Consider the following 18,210-nt stretch of genomic DNA (forward strand, 5'->3'; position numbering starts at 1 on the left):
CCCTGTCATTTGAGGAGTGCAGTGATTCCCGCGTTGATGGCGAAGCCGCCGCACACCAGCCAGACGAAGAGCACGGCCGCCAGCGCCAGCGGCTTGATGCCGGCCTTGCGGATGGCCGAGACGTGCGTCGTCAGCCCGAGGCCGGCCATGGCCATCGCCAGCAGCACGGTGTCGATGTCGATCACCTGCGTCACCACCGCATGGGGCAGCAACGCGAGCGAGTTGAGCCCGGCGACCGCCACGAAACCGAGGGCGAACCAGGGAATCACGATGCCGCCGCGTGGCGAGGCTTTGCTTTCGTCGCCGCCGTCGACAGCATCGGCATCCTTGGCGCTGGAGCGGGAGAGGTAAGCCGACAGGATGATGAGGAACGGCGCCAGCATCATCACGCGGACCATCTTGGCGATGACGGCGGTGTTCGCAGCCTGCTCGCTGACGGCACGACCGGCAGCGACCACCTGTGCCACTTCGTGGATGGTCGAGCCGGCGAACACGCCGTAAGCGGTCGGCGACAGGTCGAACAGCCGGTATTGAGCGACCAGGTGATACAGCACCGGATACAGGAAGATCGCCAGCGTGCCGAACACCACCACCGTGGCCACCGCGACCATCACCTGCTCGGCGCGACCGCGCACGACGGGTTCGGCCGCCATCACAGCTGCCGCGCCGCAGATCGAACTGCCGGCGCCGATCAGCATGGCCGTCTTGCGGTCGAGCCCGAAGACTCGGGTGCCGAGGAAGCAGGCGAGCCCGAAGGTGCTGCACAGCACCGTGGCGTCGATCGCGACGCCGGTCCAGCCCACGTTACCGATGTCCTGGAAGGTCAGGCGCAGGCCGTACAGGATGATGCCCAGGCGCAGCAGGTTGGCCTTGGAAAAGGTCACGCCGCCGCCGGCCGCGGCGCCTATGCGGGGGTAGACGGTATTGCCGACCACCATGCCCAGCACGATGGCCAGGGTCAGCGCGCTGATGCCGTTGGACTGCAGCCAGCCGATCTTGCCCAGTTGGATCGACACGAAAGCCAGAGCGCCCGTGAGTGCGAGACCAGGAACCAACAGGCGTACACGGTGCATCGCTGCGGGGGTGTGCGTCAGGTGGGCTGCGGAAGTGGCGGTGTGCATCGTTTTCTCCATCACGTCGTTTTCGGAAGGCATGAACGAACTTTGAACCGGCACGATCTATCCGACAAACGGATACTTCCGCTATAACCTAGCCATCGAACAGGTAACGAAAGCGTTTGGATGCGCCTGACATTGCGTCAACTCCTGATCTTCACGGCCGTGGCGGACACCGGCAGCACCACGGCCGCCGGTGAGCGCGTCGCACTGTCCCAGTCGGCAACCAGTGGCGCACTGAACGAACTGGAGAGCCTGCTCGGCGCCCAACTGTTCGACCGCATCGGCAAGCGCTTGCTGCTGAACGACAACGGCCGTGCGCTGCTGCCGCAAGCCAGGTCATTGCTCGACGGCGCACAGGAGATCGAAAGCCGGTTCGGTCTCGGAAGCGCGGGCGCTGACACCGCGCCGCTGGTCACGCGACTTCGCGTCGGTGCCAGCACGACGATCGGCAATTACGTGCTGCCGGCGCTGATCGCCGGCTACAGCAGGACGTGGCCCGGTGCCGCAGTGGATGTCGTCATCGGCAACACGCGCGACATCGCTGCGGCCGTGACCCGCCTGGAGGTCGACATTGGTCTGATCGAAGGGCCCTGCCACGAGGCCGAGCTTCGAGTGACGCCATGGCTTCAGGACGAGTTGGTCATCGTGGCTGCACCGACGCATGCGCTGGTGCAGGAGGGCGTGCAGGCACGCGTTCCGTTGAAGGCCTTGCGGCAGGCACGCTGGTTGCTCCGTGAGCCGGGTTCCGGCACGCGCGAGGCCGTGGAGCACGTGTTGCTGCCGCACCTCCACCACCTGGACGGCGACATGCAGCCGGGCAGCACCGAGGCGATCAAGCAGGCGACGGCCGAAGGCCTCGGGCTGGCTTGCCTGTCGCTGTGCGCGGTGCAGGACCTGGTGACACTCGGCAGACTGGTCGTTCTGCGAACCACGTTGCCTCGTCTGACTCGCCGCTTCTATCTGGTGCACCATCAGAAAAAGCGCCTTTCGGGCAACCTGCAACGCTTCGTGGCGCACTGCGAGCGTCTTGAAATGGAATCCCCGTGGCTGCCAACGAATTTCCCGAAGAAGTAGCGTCTCCCAGACGCGGTCGTGCGCGCCTGTGGGCCATGGGACCGGCTGCCGAAACGTTGCGCGTCTGGTGGTGGGCGGCCGTGACGGGCGCGCTCGCTGCGGCTGCCGTCTTGGGCTTCCGGTGGTTGACGCAATGGGTCGAGGAACTCGCGACCGGTCAGCGCGGCGGACTGGTCGAAGCCGCGTTGTCGTTGTCGCCCTGGCACCGCGCGCTGGTCTGCACCTTGGGCGGCTTGCTCGCAGGGCTGGTCCTGCAAGGCGGAACGGCCTGGGCCAGGCGGGGCCCGGGCGGCGCGGCGAACCTCGACTACATCGATGCCGCGCGCGCAGGAAGAGTCGACCTGAACGATCGAACGACGTTGACACGCACCGTGTCCGCGCTCTTATCCGTCGGCACGGGCGCTTCCATCGGACGCGAAGGGCCGATGGTCCAACTGGCTGCCTGGGTCAGTGCGCGGCTGGCACGACTCGTCGCGACGGCGCCGGAACAACGCAACACGCTGCTGGTGTGCGGCATCGCCGCAGGCATCGGCTCGGCCTATCACGCACCCATTGCGGGCGTCGTCTTCGTTCTGGAACTGGCGCTCGGTTTCCTCGCGCGCCACACGGTCGCTCCGGTGCTGATCGCGTCGGCCACGGCCAGTTCACTGATCTACTGGCTGGTCGAACCCAAACCGCTCTACGACGTTCCGCCTGTCGTCATGGCACCGACGAGCCTCGGTATCGCCTTACTCGCCGGCGTGCTGTTCGGGGGGTTGGGCTGGGGGTTGCTGGCGCTGCTGGAATCAGGGCGAAGCTGGTTCGCGCGCATCCGTACGCCAGTCCTGCGCCTGGGACTCGGGGGCTTGCTCGTGGGCCTGTTGTCGGCCTGGGTGCCGCAGGTCTGGGGCAATGGCTACAGCGTGGTGTCGCAGGTGCTTCACGGTGACCACGCCTGGCAATGGCTCGCGTGGGTGCTGCTCGCAAAAGTGGTGGCGACGACGCTGAGTTCGGGCAGCGGCGCGATCGGCGGTGTGTTCACGCCATCGCTCTTCGTCGGGGCGACCGCTGGAAGTGTCTTGGCCCAAGTGGCGGCGCTCTGGTTGCCGGCGGTGTGGGTGGGCGATCCGCGTCTGCTCGCGGTGGTCGGCATGGCGGCGGTGCTGGCCGCAGTCACCCATGCACCGCTGATGGCGATCGTGATGGTGCTGGAGATGACAAATCAATTCCAGCTCACCGTTCCCGTGATGCTAGCCTGCGGCGTGGCCTACGCCATCAGCACACAATTCGGCGCGCGACCGCTCTATGGCAATCCGATCGAATCGCCGATGGCGCAGAAGCCGAATCCCTGAGCCTGTGTTAGATCGCGGGTTCTGCACGCAGCGACTTGCGACGCTCAATGCCTTCGAAGACGATCATTCCGGTGAGCATCGCGGCGGTGAAGACAAGCGCCTCGCTTTCCCCCATTCCGAGCGCCACCAGACCCGGTCCAGGACAGAAGCCCGCAAGGCCCCAACTGACACCGAACAGCAGGCTGCCGAACGCCAGGCGGTCGATCGCTCGCGCGTTTGGCCATCTCACTGGTTCGCCCAGAAGGGATCGCGAGCTGAAGTTGGACAAGGCCGAGCAATTTGACTCCGCGTCGGGAATCGGAATCAAGGGCGTCGTGAGCGTCAAGACCCTTGCCATCGGCAATGCGACGTTGATGGAGCAACTGGGCATCGATGTAGTGCCGCTGGCGAACCAGGCCGAAGTTTTGCGCGCGCGAGGGGCCAGCGTGATGCTGCTTTGTGCAAGCGCCGACATTGATCGGGCCAGGTCGACCGACTGCAGTCAGTCTGAAGCGGACAGCAAAGCGGGGAACGCGACGAACATGCGTTAGATACGGATCCGGCTCGAAGCTTGCAAGCACTGCCGAGACGCGCCGGCGAACCAGGCAAGGGTGATGAATACTCGCATGGCCGTTCAAGCATCGATCGCGTGCGGCCCTGCCAGAAACCTCTCGGCCGGCGTCGGCACCAGCAGCCCCTTCGCATCGTCGAGCGTGCCTTGGAGCCACCGGTCGACATGTTCCCGTTCGATCAGCACCAGGCTGCGCTTGTCCTGCTTCTCAGGCGGTAACGGCATTTTGGTCGCTGGATCCACCTCGGGCTTGTGCATGCGGCTCATCAGCGGATGCGCGTTCGCGTTGAGGGTGAGCATCGTGTAACTGTCCACAGTCTCGCCCGTCTCCGGGTCAATCCACCGGCTCCACAGACCTGCCACTCCCCACGGCGCACCGTCGGCCCGGCGGAATTGCCACCAGACGTTCTTGCCGGTCTCCCAGTTCGGCTCGTCGAAGCTCGAGGCCGGCACGATGCAGCGCTGCCCGGCACGCCAGGCGCCGCTGAACGTGGGCCGGCTGTTGACTGATTCGATGCGCGCATTGACCGTGCTGAGCCTCTTGGGCTTTTCGCCCGGACCGCGCGGCCGGGTCATCGGGATGCGTGTATTGCTCTCGGGCGGAATCATTCCCCACTGGCCCCATGCCAGCTCGCGCGAGCCGTCGTCGGCAGCGTTGCGCAGGAACGGCCCAGTCGCCAGCGGAAAGAGGCTACGCGGGCTCGGGAAAGGGTTGTTGGGGGTGCGTGCGCCGATGTGCCAAAACGCTTCTATTTCTCGTGTCTCAGGGGAGATGTAGCGGGTGCACATGGACCACATGCTACGGGCTGCAGCCATTCAGCGGCAGCCTGGGCGGGCGAAAGCGCAAGAAGGTGTGAGTCGTTCGACAGGTCCGTCGCCAACTCCTCCAGTACGTCCGGATCGACCGTGCGCCAGTGCTGCTGCAGCCGGTGCGCACAGGCCGCGATCCAGATTTCAGCGGTGGTGTCGTTCATGGCGTCATCCTAGCTATATACTGGATGCATGTACAGTATTCCGCCTTTTGCCGCCGAGGTCGCAGTGGAGCCTGTGGTGCTCCCGTTGCCTGTGGTCGAAGGCAAGCTGCGCGCCGGATTTCCATCTCCTGCAGACGACTTCGCCATTCGGCGCCAAGACCTCAACGACCTGCTGATCACCCATCCGCTGGCCACCTTCTACTGGCAGGTCAGCGGCCAGTCGATGGTCGAAGCCGGCATCGGCGACGGCGACCTGCTGGTGGTGAATCGGGCCATCACCCCGATGCACCGTCACATCGTCGTGGCCCAGGTCGATGGCGACTTCACAGTCAAGTACCTGTACAAGCGCAGCGGCCGCATCAAGCTCACCACAGCCAATCCCACTTTCCCCGAGATCACCTTCAAGGAAGGCCAACAGCTGATCATCTGCGGCGTCGTCACCGCCGCCATCAAGCGGTTCGTGAAATAGCAGGTCCACGGATACGCCATGTACGTGCTGATCGACGGCAACAACTTCTATGTGAGCTGCGAGCGCGTGTTTCGCCCAAGCCTGCAGGGCCGACCGGTCATCGTCCTGAGCAACAACGATGGTTGCGCCATCGCCCGCAGCAATGAAGCCAAGGCACTCGGCATTGCGATGGGGGCGCCCTGGTTCCAGATCCGCCAGTCCTTGCCCGACGCGGGGGTGGTCGCCCTGAGTGCCAACTTCACGCTCTACGGCGACATGAGCAACCGGATGATGGCGATCGCCGCCGGTCTCGGGCCGGGCCAGGAGATCTACAGCATCGATGAATCCTTCATCGACATGAGCACCATGCGCGGTGATCTGGTGGCACGCAGCCACCGGGTGCGCGAGCGCATCCTGCAGTGGACCGGCATCCCCACGGGCATCGGCATCGGCGCCACCAAGACCCTCGCCAAGCTGGCCAACCACGTGGCCAAGACCGCCGACCGCAAGCCCGGCAGCTACCCGATTGAGTTTGCCCGCGTGTGCAACCTCAGCGCACTCCCGCCCAGCGATCTGGAGGCCGTGTTTGCTGCCACGGCGCTGGGCGAGGTCTGGGGCATTGGAAGACGCATCGGTGCGCAGTTGCAGGAAGCCGGGCTCAAGAGCGTGCTGGATGTTGTGCGGCTCGATCCGGCCATGGTGCGAGGGCGCTGGTCGGTGGTACTGGAGCGCACGGTGCGAGAACTGCAGGGCCAGCAGTGCGTCGGCTTCGAGGACGAAGCACCGGCCAAGAAGGAAATCGCCAGCACTCGAAGCTTCGGGCAGCCGGTGACCCAGCTGGCCGACCTCATCGAAGCGGTCAGCCAGTTCGCCAGCCGCGCTGCGGAGAAGCTGCGTAAGCAAGACAGCCGTGCCGGCCAGGTGCTGTGCTTCATCCGCACCAGTCCCTTCCGGCGCGACGACAAGCAGTATTCGCGCTCAGTGACTGTTCCGCTGCGAAGACCAACTTCTGATACGGCGGCCTTGGTACAGGCGGCGGTTCACGGGGCCAAGGCCATCTTCAGGCCCGGCTTCAACTACGCCAAGGCCGGCGTGATGCTGCTCGACCTGCAGGATGCCTCGGTGGAGCAGCACGAGCTGGCACTCGATGAAGGGCCACCGGATCGCAGTGCGCTCATGGAGACGATGGACCGGCTCAACGAACGGTATGGGCGGGGATCGATTGCACTGGCTAGCACGGGGAAATCGAACGGGCAGCGGACCTGGACGATGAAGCAGTCGTTGAAGACGCCGGAGTACACGACGCGGTGGGCGGATGTGCCGAGGGTGTTGGCTTAAGTTCGGATTCGCGGTGAAGCAAAGGACCGCTTCGCAGCGATTGCTGTCCTTTGCAATCTAGCGGTAGACGGTGCAGAACGGCCAGTAGCAGACATCAGCGAACGTCTGCTACAGGGCAACGCCGCTGAGCGGCTTTGCCCTGTCAGTGCGTTCCGTGGATGTGTTTTCGCACCGAGTTCTCGGTAGCTGCGGGTATCTCAGTCGAAAGCTCTTTCAAGATCCCACAGCAGCCCGCGGCGCTCGTTTCTGCGCACTGCGCACGCAGCACGTTCAGCTGCTTTTCAAGCGCCCGCAGCTCTCGGATGCGCTCGGCGACGTGTCCGATGTGCTCATCCAGCAGTTCGTTGACGCCCTCACAGTTCGCCTGCGGCGTCTCCTTGAAACGCAGGAGGGCGCGAATTTCGCCCAGTGCCATGTCGAGCGATCGGCAATGCCGGATGAAGGTGAGCCGCTCGATGTGCTCGTCCCCATAGGACCGGTAGTTGTTTTCGGATCGCATCAGCGCTGGCAGCAGCGCCTCGCGCTCATAGAAGCGGATGTTCTCCACGCTCGTACCCGTCGCCTTGGCCAGCTCGCCGATCTTCATCTGGACCTCCAAGAAAGCCTTGACTCTAAACCCACTTCAAGGTTTCAAATGCTTGGATGTCAAATACCCACCCTCGCGAGATTGCCATGCCTGCTGCTGAAGATTGCTGCAGCCAAGCGTCTTGCTGCTCGCCTTCGCCTTCGTCTGCGCCTGCTACTGCCTCCTCGAAGACCTCATGTTCTGAGCCTGTGTCGGAATCTGCTTCTTCGAACGATTGCTGCGCCGCGGACGCGTGCTGCGCTCAAGCGGCGGCGGCTGTGCTAGTCGCCGCGATTCCTGCCGGCGCTAGCGTTTTTCGCATCCCCGCCATGGACTGCGCTGTTGAGGAAAGCGACATCCGCCGGGCGCTGGACAAGGTCGACGGCATCCGCAGCCTGAACTTTCAACTCGGCGCGCGAACTGTGGCCATCCAAGCCGAAGCTGACGCTCTGGCAGCTGCCGTCGCCGCCATCCGTAAGGCTGGCTACGAGCCGACGCCTGTAGCCGTCGGGGCGAAGGCAGGAGCGGAAGACGAAGATGACCATGAGCATGGCGCAGGCGTGAAGCGGCTGGCAGCGGCTTTGGTCTTGGCCGTCGGTGCTGAAGCCTTCCACTTTTTCTCGGGCGACGCCCCTGCCTTGAAGTACGCCGGCCTGGTGGTGGCGGTGCTCGCCATCTGGCTCTCTGGCGTCGAGACGTACACCAAAGGCATGAAGGCCCTGGTTCGCGGCCGTCTGAACATCAATGCACTCATGAGCGTCGCTGTCACCGGCGCGTTTTTCATCGGTCAGTGGCCAGAGGCTGCGATGGTGATGGCCCTGTACGCGATCGCTGAACTGATCGAAGGGCGTGCCGCGGATCGAGCGCGCAACGCCATCAAGGGGTTGATCGCGCTTGCGCCCGAAGAAGCCGATGTGCTGCAGGTGGACCGGACCTGGAAGGCGGTCCCATCGAAGAGCGTCCCCCTAGAGGCCGTTGTGCGGATTCGCCCTGGTGAGCGGGTGCCGCTGGACGGCATCGTGACCGAAGGGCGAAGCGCAGTGAACCAGGCTCCCGTGACCGGTGAAAGCTTGCCGGTCGATCGCACGGTTGGCGATCCGGTCTACGCAGGCACTATCAACGAGACGGCGGAGCTGCAGTTCCGCGTGACCGCCGCCGCCTCCAATACAACTTTGGCCCGGATCATCCACGCCGTTGAGGAGGCGCAAGGCACGCGCGCTCCCACACAGCGTTTCGTCGATCGCTTTGCCGCGATCTACACGCCCGCCGTCTTCGCATTGGCGTTGGCGGTTGCCGTGCTGAGCCCGTTGCTCTTTGGCTTCGCCTGGTTGGACGCGATCTACAAGGCCTTGGTTCTCCTGGTTGTGGCATGCCCCTGTGCGCTGGTCATCTCAACCCCCGTCACAGTCGTCAGCGCGCTCGCCGCGGCCGCACGCCGAGGCATCCTCATCAAGGGGGGAACCTACCTGGAAGAAGCTCGTAATCTGAAGGCGCTGGCGCTCGACAAGACGGGCACGATCACCGAAGGCAAGCCTAAGCTGGTGGAGTGGAGGTCTCTGCGCGGCGGTGACGATGAGGGTCCGATCGGGCGCATCGGCATGAGCTTGGCCGATCGATCCGACCACCCCGTTTCCAAGGCGATCGCCCAAGGCCTGGGCTTGCCAAAGAGCGATGTTGCTTCGTTCACAGCTCTGCCAGGCCGCGGCACGGAAGGCGTGATCGGCGGGCGGAAATACGCCCTTGGCAACCTTCGCCTTGTCCAAGAACGAGGCCAGCTTTCCACAGAACTCGAGTCGGAGCTGAGGAAGCACGAGGAACAAGGCCGCACCGTCACGCTACTGGCGGATGACGACGGCGTCCTCGCGATCTTTGCTGTGGCGGACACGATCAAGGAGTCCTCGAAGCAAGCCGTTGCCGAACTGAAAGCGCTGGGCGTCGTCCCTGTGATGCTGACCGGTGACAACGTCGCCACCGCCAAGACGATCGCCGCGCAAGCGGGCATCGATCAGGTGCTCGGCAATCTGCTGCCCGAGGACAAGCTCGCTCAGATCGAAGGGATGAAGAAGCAGCACGGCATGACAGGCATGACGGGCGATGGCATCAACGATGCCCCCGCGCTTGCTCAATCCGACATCGGTTTCGCGATGGGTGGCATGGGCACGGACATCGCCATGGAAGCGGCCGACGTCGTCGTCATGAACGACGACCTGCGACGCATCCCTGAGACGATCCGCCTGTCCCGGCAAACCCACACGGTCTTGATGCAGAACATTTCCCTCGCCTTGGGCATCAAGGCGGTGTTCATGGTGCTCGCCGTTCTCGGCACGGCCACCATGTGGATGGCCGTCTTTGCTGACATGGGGGCCACCTTGCTCGTGGTCGCCAACGGCCTCCGGCTCATGAAGGCAAAAACGCAGGCCTGAGGGCTGACCAGCACTGCATCGTGATGATGCAGTGCCATCCGAGGGAGCAGTCCCTCTCAGTAGTTGAACGAAAATCTTTGTCGTTCTTATTTAGGTTGAAGATGAAGCGCTTGCTGTTGGTGTTCTCGGTGTGGATGTGTTTTTGGGGCGTTGCAGTAGCTCAGACGCCATCGCCAGGTGCTGACGAGGGCCCTCGCCAGCTCTGGCAGTTGCTGGACTATGTCGCCGTGGACTACGGGGGGGCCGTCGAAAAGGGCGCCGTCGTCAGCGAATCCGAGTACGCCGAGATGCGCGACTTCACGGCCAACGCAGTGAACCAGGCGCGCAGCCTGCCAACGCACGCTTCGAAAGACGCCGTGGTCGCCGCGGCCACCAAGCTGCAAGAGGCCGTTACCAACAAGGCCGATGGAGCTGACGTGGCTCGACTCGCACATGAAGCCGAGGCGCTCCTGATTGCGGCCTACCCGATCCCGGTGGCGCCCAAGGCGCTCCCGGATCTGAAGCGAGGCGCCGCGCTCTTCCAGGCCCAATGCGCCTCCTGTCATGGCGCCGCGGGTGGCGGTGATGGCCCCCTGGCTGCGAAGCTTGACCCACCCCCGATCGCCTTCACCGACCGTGAACGCGCGCGCTCGCGAAGCCTCATGGCGCTCTACCAGGTCGTCACCCAAGGCGTCACCGGTACGTCAATGCCGAGTTTTGCCACGCTGCCTGACGAGGATCGATGGGCGCTGGCGTTCTTTGCCGGAACGCTCTCTTATGACAGCAGCATGCGTGAGCGGGGCGAGCAGCTGTGGAAGCAAGATCTTGCTGCCCGGAAGGCATTCCCAGACCTGGCCGCCGTGACTACGACCACCGAAGTTGCCGCCGCCGGCAAGATCTCCCCGGAAGCCGCTCGCGACATCACCGCATTCCTGCGTAGCCAGCCCGAAGCAGCTTCGGCGGCTGCAAACGCCGGCGGCCTGACGCTGTCTCGCACGCGCCTGGACGAAAGCCTGGCAGCGATCCGCAAGGGCGACAAGGCGTCAGCAACGCGTTTGGCGCTCTCGGCCTACCTGGACGGCTTCGAGCCCTTGGAGCCTTCGCTGGGCGCGCGCAACAAGGCGCTCCTCACGGAGGTCGAAAACGGCATGCTGGCCTATCGCTCAGCGATCGCCAACGGCACGCTGGCCCAGACAGAGGCCGCTGCGCAAAAGCTCGACTACCTCTTTGGCGAGGTGGAGAAAGAGCTGGGTGGCCAGGCCGCGGAGCCGCTCACCACCTTCCTGGGCTCGCTCACCATCCTGCTTCGCGAGGGCCTTGAAGCCTTGCTCATCGTGGTCGGCATGATCGCCTTCCTGAAGAAGGCCAATCGTCCAGACGTTCTGCGCTACGTGCACGGAGGCTGGATCGCAGCCCTGGCCGCTGGCGGGCTCACCTGGGGCGTTGCGACGTACTTCGTGAACATCAGCGGCGCGAGCCGTGAAGTGACCGAAGGGCTCTCCTCGCTCTTTGCAGCCCTCGTCCTGCTCAGCGTCGGGCTGTGGATGCATCAGAAGAGTGCCGCAGGCCGCTGGCAGGCCTACCTCAAGGAAAAGCTCTCCTCAGCCATGTCGAAGCGATCGGCCTGGGCCTTGTTCGGCCTGTCGTTCATCGCTGTCTACCGTGAGGTGTTCGAGACGGTCCTTTTCTACTCGGCACTGTCTGCCGATGGAAACGGCAATGCCTTGCTCAGCGGGCTCGGCGTGGGCATCGCACTGCTGGCGATACTCACCTGGGTGCTGCTCAAGACCAGCGCCCGGATGCCGATCGGGAAGTTCTTCAGCATCAGCTCGATCTTGGTTGCCGTGCTGGCGGTAGTCCTGGCCGGCAAGGGCATGGCCGGCCTGCAGGAGGCGGGTTGGCTCGGTGCTACCCCGATCATGGCGCCGCGCATCGACCTGCTGGGGGTGTATCCGTCTGCCGAGACGGTCAGTGCACAAGTCGTCGTTTTGGCGATCGCACTATTTGGCTTCGTGATGAATGCGTACAGGGCTCGCCAGTTGCGGCACGCCTGAGCTCGTTGGCATGGGGGGCAGCGTTCCAAGCCCCTCCGCTTTAAGCCTGCTCTGCTACCCTGCCTCCATGCGCGCGGTCCTTGGATTTGTCCTTGCTTTGCTGTTCGCGGTTCACACCGCCTACGCAGCAAGCCCGCGTCCGCCCGACTGTTGCGAAGAGTGCGGCGACATCCATTGCGTGATCGCAAGCTGCATTTGCCAGCCGTTGGCCTTACCATCGCTGCCCAGCGCGCAGCTGTTGTCGGTGCCTGCAGCTCTGGCGCCTACAGCTTCATCGGTGATGCTCGCGACCCGAATCAAAGACATCTGGCGACCCCCTTGGGAAATCGCCGCAACCCGTCTTTTTTCCCATTTCGACCAAGGATCAACATGAAAAAGCTACTTGCCATTTTTGCCCTCATGCTCGCGTCAGGCGCCGTCTTCGCTGCAGAGCCCTGCTGCGACGGCGCAGACTGCTGTGATGAGGTGACGATGCCTTGCTGCGAATAAGCGGTAGGTAAGCCAGCTAGTCTGGCGACCTGAAGGCTGGCACGGTGTGCCAGCCTTTTTTTTCTGATGTGGCAGACGAGAGACCTTCCAAGGTCCGCTTTTGGGCGCTGCGGTTTCTAACGCGGGTGCCTGCTTTGGGCTCAAAGCTATCGTTCGATCGAATCGTCCTGAACGACCGAAACCAGTCTGAAGCTGCCGACCGCCGCCCGGTGTAGAACGACCGCTTCGGCGAATCTCGGTCGTCTGACGCGCGCCCCGATCCAAGCGTGGGTTTGTCGTATGGACTACAACTTAGCGTGGGGGACCTAGCAGATGTCAGCATCACTTCCAAACGCGCCGGCTACTTGGCTTGCTTCAAGCGGGTAAGGCATTTGGACACGTCCGTTGGGAAACGAGGCGCCGATGGTAATCATTGTCGGTCGTCCGTTCATGCTTCGCGAAGCTGGGCAGCTCCCCATACCGACGCAGCCTCGTTTTCCAAGCTTTTCACGAATGTCCACTTCCGATGAGCGACGCAAAGTGATACCCATGGCCCGACATCATTGGTGATGGTTGAACTCGTCCCACAGACGATGCATGTCTCTCGCAACCTCACCTCAGCTTCCAGCACAGCTTCTTGGATCGCAACTGCTGTAGGGTCAAATGATTCGCTTGGCTCACAAATGATTCGCCTGACGTCAGTTGGGCGATGCGCGTGAATCACGTGCCGTGCCCGTCCTTGCATTTCGTATGCGAAGGTCGGTGCACCGAACTTTTCTCGAACGCGCGTCCACCGGAAAGTGCGTTTTTCGCTCCCGAGGGCCTCATCGATGTGTTGGCACAGCAGCGCGAATGTTGGCATCCATCCGCGAAAGAAAATGTACGCCCGCTTCCGTTCCACACCCGTCAATGGAAACATGTACTGAAACCTTGCAAGCAGGGCGCGAAGTTGAGAGGAGTCGCTCCACGCTGTCGAGGTCGGTTGGTTCATGGATCGGGCGTTCTTCGTTTCGAGCCATGCAATTTTGAGCGGCTGTCGTCACGGCAGCAAGTTCTCAAAAAGGGGCCTATTCGCGCATGGGCGAGTCGCCACGGTGGTGCCTCGCCGGCGCTGGGCGAAGCGTCCCCCCCGATGGCAACGGCGCCTGCACCGCCCTGGCTGATGCATTGCAGCCTGGAGGGCGCGCTGTCGAATCGGTAAACTGCCGCGGCTGTCTCCCCGCATGCGCGAGAGCGCGCAGGCCACCGAGACCTACGATCACGCCGAAGAGGACGACCTCGAATAAGGGCATGCATTGAAACAGCTCGACGCCGCCCTCCAGCCCGAAGTCGCAGGCTCCGGCCAGCCTGCGCCAACTTCAGCCGGCGCCATCGTCCGCCATGCCAGGGTAGTGCCGAGTTTCATGAGGCCCTTCGTCAAGAGCGCCTTGCCTTCGGTGCACGGCGACGTCGAGGCGCACGAGCTTTTTAACTGGCAGCGCCAGGGCCTTCCTAGTGCGCGGTTTGCCGCCGAGATGCGCGAGATGATCGTTGCACGCCGGCGCGCCAGCTTCGATGTGATCTGGAATTCGCCCATCGGTGTGCGCCTGACCGATGAATGGCACTTGGCAACCAGCGGCACGGAGCGGGCCAGGTTGCTGGCGCTCACGCGAAGCGCGGGGTTCACGCAGGCATTCCCCTCGATGACGCTTCGCCAGGTGAAGGACGCCCTCAAAATGCCGGTGGCCGAGCTGCTCGGCCTCCTCGCACGCATCGAGGCGACCTACTGGGTTGGCCAGCCTGTAGGCGCCAGGATGGTGGCGCTGGCGCCCCAGGTCTCGCCGAATGTCTGCGTGGACGACACCTTCCGCGCCGCCGTCGAAGATTGCCTCAACGCAGCCTGGGTCAAAGGCCTGGACATCGACGACCTGAGGTTTCCGGGCGTCGCGGGTTCCGCGCTCGCGCCGTGGCTCACGCAGCAGATCGCAAAGCCGTCCCTTTCAGGATTCGCCCACGAACTCTGCGTGCGCCTGATCGCTGCCCACAAGGCGACTTGGGCCGAGGAACTCGAAGACCTTCTGCGCCACGCGCTGGTCGACGCCGGCCTGCGCCCAGATCACGCAGGCCTGCAGCGCCGCCGAGAACTCTTTCTCGGCCGCTTTGCTGGCTTGGAGGGAGCGACTTTGCAGGCGGTGGCCGACGTGCATGACCTCACCCGTGAGCGCGTGCGGCAGATCTGTGAAGGCCTCTTGGCCTCGCTGCGTGCGCGGCCGCTCGCGCTGCCGGCGCTGGACCGCCTCTTCGCGTCGGCCTCGCGCGTCATGCCCCTGTCCGCCACAGCGGCCAACGAGCAGCTGCAGCGCTTCCTCGGGGAGGGCGCCGGGATCATTGCAGCGATCGACTTCGCCAAGGAGCTTGGCGTCGCACCGCCGATCCAGGTTGTCGCCACGCGCACGAGCACGAGTGATGGCATCAGAAGCATCGCGATGCTGGACCTCGCTGTCGAGCCGTCGACCTGGATGAGAGTGGCCCTGTCGGAAGCGCGCCGGGATTGCACGTTCGTGGGTTGCACCAATTTCATCCGCATTGCGGGGATTCTGGCGATCAAAGAGGGCGTGGCGCAGAACGAGGACACGCTGCGCTCGCTGTTCGAGCGCGCACCTGGGTTTCGCATCCTGGACGCCGAGTCTGGATGGTTCACCCTCATCGACAGCGACATCAGTGCCGCCGCGGCGCGCATGCGCAAGCTCATGAGCGTCGCCGTGGGTAGCGTCGAGATCGACGCCGTGATCTCGGCACTGGTCACCGACGATGCCTGGTTCTATCGTGACGGCGCCGGACGTGGGCTGGCCATGCCGCCGCTGCACGTGATGACTGCCCTCATCGGAGGCTGGAATTGGCTCACGGCCAACGCGCACAACAAGTACACACCGAAAGCCACCGTCGCGCGCGACGCTCTTTCGCCGACAGAGGCCACGATCGTCAGCATCATCGAGGAACACGGCGGCGCGGCCACGCGCACAGAAATTGCAGCCCGCTTGGTGGTACTAGGTGGCGTCTCGAACATGGCGGTTTCGGTGGCGCTCAGCAGTTCACCTGCGATTCAGAAGCTCGAGCACTCGATCTATGCGATCCGTGGTCGGCCGATCCCTGCACAAGGCCTGATCGATGCCCGCCGGCGAAGGGAAGTCGAGGTCGGCCGCAATGCTCCCTTGGAAGGGGCCGTCGACCTGACTTGTCCCTACCGCTTCAGCGTCACGCAATCGGCGTCGATGGAACCGCTACGGCGTCAGGTCGTCTACCTGCCGAAATTCCTTCTCGGGAAGATCTATGGCACCTTCGCGCACAAAGGCGAAAGCCTCCCTCCGATCAACATCAAGGCGAACAGCCAGCAATTCTTCAGCTTGGCACTATCCGCGAACAAGGCCGGGGTCGCTCCCGGCGATCGGTTCGACCTGGTGATCGACATGCCGAACCAGAACTACGAGATCATCCCGGCGAAAGCAACCCCGCCGCCGCTCTAATGAGCCTTGCTCGAGCAGCGCCTGGTAGCTGATGGTCGAGACCACCTCGTTCGCGCGATCGGGGTCCATTTCTGGTCCTTGACCGATCGTCGTTCGCAGCAGCTGCCGTTCGTGTCCCGAAAACGCGCCCGTGCCGGAAATCGTCAGTCCTGACCAGCATCAAAGTGCACGAATCTTGGCACGCAGCGGAAGCGAAGATCTCGGCGCAAAACAGTCCGTTGACCGGAGTGCCCGTAGGCCGGCTTTGGAAGACTCGGGCCCCAAGGCCAAGGCGCATCACGCTACCCGGCACCCAAGAACACGTTCAGCGTCACTCTGGAGGAATCCTCTCAAACTCCAGGAGCAGGGCCTCCAAAATTTCGCGCTGGGGTTCTGACAGCGCTTGCAGCCGACGAGCGAGGTCCTTGGCGTTAAGAGGCCGATCCGAACCGCCGGTCTGCCGGTTCGAGGCCTTCGGGTCGGGCCCAAAACGCAACCAATGCTCGGACACGTCTAGCCAACGCGCCAAAATCGCCAATCGATCCGGGCGGGGCACTGCTGTGCCGTTGACCCACTTGTGCACGCTCTGGACGGACAGCCCTTCAGGGAACTCCGACACCAGAGCCTCTGCCAACTGGGTCGCACCGAGACCGCCGTGCCCCTTGCGTTGCATCGCTTGACGAAAGCGCGTGCCAAAGGCTTTCGGGTCAACGGCGGAGGGCATCCGCAAATTGTCGCGACCGATTGATTTTTATCATTCCCTAGCATGCGATAATTTTATCGTGTACGCGATACTCAACATCCTTCGTTGGTGTCGATCCGCATCCTTCGCCCTCGCGGGCGGGCAACCAATGGAACCTGTGAAATACCCATCGCTCTCACTTTGCGCGCTCGCGCTCGCCTGCATGCACGGTGCGCAGGCTCAGGATCGCGGCCCCGTACCCGCTGCGGTTTCAGCCTTCTTGGCCAATCCAACGCACTGTGCTGTTCTGATCGGCGGCGCCGACTATGCGGTTGATGGCGCGGGCCGGGTTTATGGCGAGATGTTGGCCGCAGCATTGACGGGCCTGGGCACGCCCCTGCCTTCTGCGGTCGAATGGATGCGCAATGCATGCGCAAGCAAATTGGCGCAATCCGATCGCCTGTCCAGGGAGGTGCTGTGAACCTCCGCTCTCGTGCCCAACTCTTGAGATGCCTCGCAACTTTGCTCGCGTTCGCGTGCTGGCTACCCGCCCACGGGGCTATACGTCCACTGACGTTCGAACACGCTGCCGACAAAGCCACGATCCTGAAAGGCTGCCCGAAACGAGCTCGGGGTTCGATCGAGAGCGTGTACCTGAGCGACGCCGAGGGCAACCCCTGGAGTGTGAGTTCGGGCAAGCCACCCTTCCTCGTTGTTCAAGCCGCGGAGGCGACTGACTTCCTGGTGATTGGCCCGCTTCTTTCGCCGCCGACTTCCGGCCAACTTCAGTCGCTCCGGGGTCGGCCGACGTGCGTCATCTCAGGTTAGCTGAGCAAATCCATAGACGCTTGAGGCCGGCTCGCCTTCTCTGGCTTTGTGATCCCAATCAACTTCAGCCAGTCGGGAGCCGAAGCAACGGATGAGTTTCGCTGCGACTTGCCAAAGGCTCCGAAGCTAGCACCTCGGCCCTTTAACTCCACCCAACACCCGCTCATGCCCACCACGATCACATTACCCGGCAAGCGACGCATCTGGCTTGATGTTGCTCGCGGTGTCGTCATCGATGCTTCCGAAACTTCAGTCGCCGTCGTCCACCAAGATCGCGACCAACGGCAGTACATTGGAGGTACGGCGATTGTTCGTCCTGGACGTCTGCACTCCGAGATCGTGTCAATCAACAAGGTTTGGCTGCGCTCGCCCGACGGGAAGGAGTCCGCCCATGACCTGAGCGAATTTCCCGTCGACTCGAGAGTTGGCCACGACATGTCGCTGGTGTACGGTGCCGCCGAAGGCATCGAAGAAGGTTCCGTGTTCGGCGCCCTGAACAACACCACCGGAAAATTCAACTTCGACAAGTCGATTCACTGCGACCGCCTGCGGCCGCTCGGACTCTACCTTCCGCCGGGCTTTTATAAAAAGCGCATCAAATGGGGGCTGATCATTGGCACCGGCATTGGGGTGCTGTGTGCCATCTCCGCCGGCACGGATGTTTCTTTCATCGTCGCAGGCGTGATCTTCGGATTTCTATTCTCTTTGCCGGTGGCCCTGGTGCAAGCCGTTATCAGGCAGGTACAAGGGCAGCGGCTCGTGCCAAGGCTCAATCACCTCGCACTGGCCGTGCTTGTCGGAACGGATTAGCCGTCCCACACACGCACCGCGACGGGGCCGAGGCGTTTCTTCTGCGAAGGTTCACGCTGCACCCGATTCGATTCTGCGCACCGACA

The 18,210-nt window shown here is 63.4% G+C and carries 18 protein-coding genes; 11 read left to right on the forward strand and 7 right to left on the reverse strand.

The window, feature by feature from the left end:
- Positions 1–5 precede the first annotated feature (5 nt).
- Positions 6–1,121 carry a YeiH family protein gene (locus ABID77_RS01255; protein WP_055840464.1) on the reverse strand — a complete coding sequence of 372 codons (1,116 nt, stop codon included), beginning with the start codon at positions 1,119–1,121 and terminating at the stop codon, positions 6–8.
- A 120-nt stretch (positions 1,122–1,241) separates the two neighbouring features.
- On the opposite strand from ABID77_RS01255, the gene ABID77_RS01260 reads away from it, so the two are divergent.
- Together ABID77_RS01260 and ABID77_RS01265 are read left to right on the forward strand one after the other, a co-directional pair.
- The gene (locus ABID77_RS01260; protein WP_055839817.1) at positions 1,242–2,192 is read left to right on the forward strand and encodes a LysR family transcriptional regulator; all 951 of its coding nucleotides are present in this window, start codon (positions 1,242–1,244) and stop codon (positions 2,190–2,192) included.
- On the forward strand, positions 2,162–3,523 hold the full coding sequence (locus tag ABID77_RS01265) for a chloride channel protein (RefSeq protein ID WP_236698428.1): 1,362 nt from the start codon (positions 2,162–2,164) through the stop codon (positions 3,521–3,523). Before ABID77_RS01260 ends, ABID77_RS01265 begins: the two co-directional genes overlap by 31 nt.
- A 7-nt stretch (positions 3,524–3,530) precedes the next feature.
- Here the strand turns inward: ABID77_RS01265 and ABID77_RS01270 are convergent, their stop codons facing one another.
- On the reverse strand, positions 3,531–3,848 hold the full coding sequence (locus ABID77_RS01270) for a DUF6691 family protein (protein ID WP_135148873.1): 318 nt from the start codon (positions 3,846–3,848) through the stop codon (positions 3,531–3,533).
- Here ABID77_RS01270 and ABID77_RS01275 point away from each other — a divergent pair.
- Entirely contained in the window at positions 3,838–4,053 is a 216-nt protein-coding gene (locus ABID77_RS01275) for a hypothetical protein (protein ID WP_082754865.1), read from the forward strand. The genes ABID77_RS01270 and ABID77_RS01275 overlap by 11 nt on opposite strands.
- Before the next feature lie 83 nt (positions 4,054–4,136).
- Here ABID77_RS01275 and ABID77_RS01280 read toward each other — a convergent pair whose 3' ends face one another.
- Positions 4,137–4,862 (reverse strand): SOS response-associated peptidase, encoded by a 726-nt coding sequence (locus ABID77_RS01280; protein ID WP_068629681.1) that lies wholly within the window; start codon positions 4,860–4,862, stop codon positions 4,137–4,139.
- A complete protein-coding gene (locus ABID77_RS01285; RefSeq protein ID WP_082754867.1) occupies positions 4,823–5,047 on the reverse strand; it encodes a hypothetical protein in 225 nt (74 codons plus the stop codon). Before ABID77_RS01285 ends, ABID77_RS01280 begins: the two co-directional genes overlap by 40 nt.
- A gap of 28 nt (positions 5,048–5,075) precedes the next feature.
- On the opposite strand from ABID77_RS01285, the gene ABID77_RS01290 reads away from it, so the two are divergent.
- Complete coding sequence (locus tag ABID77_RS01290; protein WP_429589730.1) at positions 5,076–5,516, forward strand: LexA family protein; 441 nt, start codon at positions 5,076–5,078, stop codon at positions 5,514–5,516.
- 18 nt (positions 5,517–5,534) lie between these two features.
- Positions 5,535–6,833 carry a Y-family DNA polymerase gene (locus ABID77_RS01295; protein ID WP_068629683.1) on the forward strand — a complete coding sequence of 433 codons (1,299 nt, stop codon included), beginning with the start codon at positions 5,535–5,537 and terminating at the stop codon, positions 6,831–6,833.
- A gap of 142 nt (positions 6,834–6,975) precedes the next feature.
- Here ABID77_RS01295 and cadR read toward each other — a convergent pair whose 3' ends face one another.
- Entirely contained in the window at positions 6,976–7,419 is a 444-nt protein-coding gene (cadR, locus tag ABID77_RS01300; protein WP_429589731.1) for a Cd(II)/Pb(II)-responsive transcriptional regulator, read from the reverse strand.
- Between the two features lie 86 nt (positions 7,420–7,505).
- Between cadR and ABID77_RS01305 the strand changes: the two genes are divergently transcribed.
- From ABID77_RS01305 to ABID77_RS01315, 3 genes are all read left to right on the forward strand, one after another.
- On the forward strand, positions 7,506–9,821 hold the full coding sequence (locus ABID77_RS01305) for a heavy metal translocating P-type ATPase (protein ID WP_429589733.1): 2,316 nt from the start codon (positions 7,506–7,508) through the stop codon (positions 9,819–9,821).
- Between the two features lie 101 nt (positions 9,822–9,922).
- The gene (locus ABID77_RS01310; protein ID WP_429589735.1) at positions 9,923–11,854 is read left to right on the forward strand and encodes an FTR1 family protein; all 1,932 of its coding nucleotides are present in this window, start codon (positions 9,923–9,925) and stop codon (positions 11,852–11,854) included.
- 67 nt (positions 11,855–11,921) lie between these two features.
- Complete coding sequence (locus ABID77_RS01315) at positions 11,922–12,227, forward strand: hypothetical protein (RefSeq protein ID WP_429589738.1); 306 nt, start codon at positions 11,922–11,924, stop codon at positions 12,225–12,227.
- Between the two features lie 543 nt (positions 12,228–12,770).
- On the opposite strand, the gene ABID77_RS01320 is transcribed toward ABID77_RS01315, so the two are convergent.
- The gene (locus tag ABID77_RS01320; RefSeq protein WP_156362728.1) at positions 12,771–13,313 is read right to left on the reverse strand and encodes a hypothetical protein; all 543 of its coding nucleotides are present in this window, start codon (positions 13,311–13,313) and stop codon (positions 12,771–12,773) included.
- Positions 13,314–13,617: 304 nt separating this feature from the next.
- Between ABID77_RS01320 and ABID77_RS01325 the strand changes: the two genes are divergently transcribed.
- The gene (locus ABID77_RS01325; protein ID WP_429589741.1) at positions 13,618–15,825 is read left to right on the forward strand and encodes a sigma factor-like helix-turn-helix DNA-binding protein; all 2,208 of its coding nucleotides are present in this window, start codon (positions 13,618–13,620) and stop codon (positions 15,823–15,825) included.
- Positions 15,826–16,135: 310 nt separating this feature from the next.
- Here the strand turns inward: ABID77_RS01325 and ABID77_RS01330 are convergent, their stop codons facing one another.
- Positions 16,136–16,528 carry a helix-turn-helix domain-containing protein gene (locus tag ABID77_RS01330; protein WP_156362724.1) on the reverse strand — a complete coding sequence of 131 codons (393 nt, stop codon included), beginning with the start codon at positions 16,526–16,528 and terminating at the stop codon, positions 16,136–16,138.
- Between the two features lie 58 nt (positions 16,529–16,586).
- On the opposite strand from ABID77_RS01330, the gene ABID77_RS01335 reads away from it, so the two are divergent.
- On the forward strand, positions 16,587–16,967 hold the full coding sequence (locus ABID77_RS01335) for a hypothetical protein (RefSeq protein ID WP_156362722.1): 381 nt from the start codon (positions 16,587–16,589) through the stop codon (positions 16,965–16,967).
- A gap of 512 nt (positions 16,968–17,479) precedes the next feature.
- A complete protein-coding gene (locus ABID77_RS01340; RefSeq protein ID WP_156362720.1) occupies positions 17,480–18,124 on the forward strand; it encodes a hypothetical protein in 645 nt (214 codons plus the stop codon).
- Positions 18,125–18,210 lie beyond the last annotated feature (86 nt).

The sequence above is a fragment of the Variovorax sp. PvP013 genome, assembly GCF_050435945.1.
GTDB lineage: Bacteria > Pseudomonadota > Gammaproteobacteria > Burkholderiales > Burkholderiaceae_C > Variovorax.

Excerpts from the sequence above, each read along its gene's own strand:
- ABID77_RS01255 (WP_055840464.1), bottom strand. The coding sequence starts at position 1,121 with ATGCACACCGCCACTTCCGCAGCCCACCTGACGCACACCCCCGCAGCG.
- ABID77_RS01260 (WP_055839817.1), top strand. The coding sequence starts at position 1,242 with ATGCGCCTGACATTGCGTCAACTCCTGATCTTCACGGCCGTGGCGGAC.
- ABID77_RS01280 (WP_068629681.1), bottom strand. The coding sequence starts at position 4,862 with ATGTGCACCCGCTACATCTCCCCTGAGACACGAGAAATAGAAGCGTTT.
- ABID77_RS01285 (WP_082754867.1), bottom strand. The coding sequence starts at position 5,047 with ATGAACGACACCACCGCTGAAATCTGGATCGCGGCCTGTGCGCACCGG.
- ABID77_RS01290 (WP_429589730.1), top strand. The coding sequence starts at position 5,076 with ATGTACAGTATTCCGCCTTTTGCCGCCGAGGTCGCAGTGGAGCCTGTG.
- ABID77_RS01295 (WP_068629683.1), top strand. The coding sequence starts at position 5,535 with ATGTACGTGCTGATCGACGGCAACAACTTCTATGTGAGCTGCGAGCGC.
- cadR (WP_429589731.1), bottom strand. The coding sequence starts at position 7,419 with ATGAAGATCGGCGAGCTGGCCAAGGCGACGGGTACGAGCGTGGAGAAC.
- ABID77_RS01305 (WP_429589733.1), top strand. The coding sequence starts at position 7,506 with ATGCCTGCTGCTGAAGATTGCTGCAGCCAAGCGTCTTGCTGCTCGCCT.
- ABID77_RS01310 (WP_429589735.1), top strand. The coding sequence starts at position 9,923 with ATGAAGCGCTTGCTGTTGGTGTTCTCGGTGTGGATGTGTTTTTGGGGC.
- ABID77_RS01315 (WP_429589738.1), top strand. The coding sequence starts at position 11,922 with ATGCGCGCGGTCCTTGGATTTGTCCTTGCTTTGCTGTTCGCGGTTCAC.
- ABID77_RS01320 (WP_156362728.1), bottom strand. The coding sequence starts at position 13,313 with ATGAACCAACCGACCTCGACAGCGTGGAGCGACTCCTCTCAACTTCGC.
- ABID77_RS01330 (WP_156362724.1), bottom strand. The coding sequence starts at position 16,528 with ATGCCCTCCGCCGTTGACCCGAAAGCCTTTGGCACGCGCTTTCGTCAA.
- ABID77_RS01340 (WP_156362720.1), top strand. The coding sequence starts at position 17,480 with ATGCCCACCACGATCACATTACCCGGCAAGCGACGCATCTGGCTTGAT.